Annotated in this window: 1 protein-coding gene; it reads right to left on the bottom strand. The window is 36.8% G+C overall.

Translation table 11 applies throughout. The features are described from left to right. On the bottom strand, positions 1 to 1,030 hold a 1,030-nt coding region (locus tag FHL06_RS14240), incomplete at both ends, for an FAD-dependent oxidoreductase (protein WP_153387322.1).

Below are 1,030 nucleotides of genomic sequence, written 5' to 3'. Positions count from 1 at the left end.
TTCTTGGCCGTACTAAACCATGGAGAATAACATAATTCCAAATGGGTCAAATCTTCAACGTGACCATGCATAGAAATTAAAGTAGCAATAATATCAATTTGCTTATCCACGCCCGACTTTCCAATTGCTTGTGCACCAAGTATTTCACCACTAGGATAACCAAAAATTAACTTTAAAAAGATTGGTGACGTTTCTGGCATTACACTAACGCGGTTCTGAGGTATAACGGTGACAGAACGGTGTTCAATTTCATTTTTATCACAAGCATCTTCTGTTAAACCAGTTGAAGCAACATTCAAATCGAATAAATGTATCACTTGTGATCCAATTACGCCCCTATTTCTGACTGACCTTCCATAAATATGATCGACTGCATCTCGAGCTTCCATTTGTGCAGGAAAAGCCAAGGCTAAACGTGTTTTTTTACGGGTTAACTTATTGGTTACCTCTATTGCATCACCAACTGCATAAATATCGGGAATCGAAGTTTCATAATGCTGATCAACCGCTATACTGCCAGTTATTCCCAATTTACAACCAATTTTTTGTGCCAATTTGGTATCTGGACTTACACCTATAGCCATGATAACCGCTTGCGAAGGAATCTTTTTCCCTGAAGCTAACTGAATCTGGTCATCTGAAATTTTTACTAATGGATCATTCAAAACGACTTGAACTCCATGATCATATAAATTCTTATGAACTAACTGTGCGAAGTCATCGTCGATCGTACTCAAAACATGGCTTGCAGCCTCAACGACAGCTACATTTCTTCCTGATTGAACTAGATTCTCACAAACTTCTAGGCCAATAAAACCACCGCCAATAACAGCTACGTCTTTAACGTGATTCTCTTCCAAATATTTTTGAATTTTTTTAATATCAACTACATTTCTAACTGAAAATACATTGGTATTACTTATACCTTGAATTGATTTAGGCATAATTGGTTTGGCTCCAGGTGATAAAATCAATTGATCATAGGAAACTTGTCTTTTTTCACCAGTTTGAGTATCTTGAACTGTTACCA

The organism is Companilactobacillus halodurans (assembly GCF_009600985.1).
Taxonomy (GTDB): Bacteria; Bacillota; Bacilli; order Lactobacillales; family Lactobacillaceae; genus Companilactobacillus; species Companilactobacillus halodurans.
The sequence above is the reverse complement of the archived record's forward strand: the minus strand, read 5'-3'. Positions and strand labels throughout refer to the sequence as shown.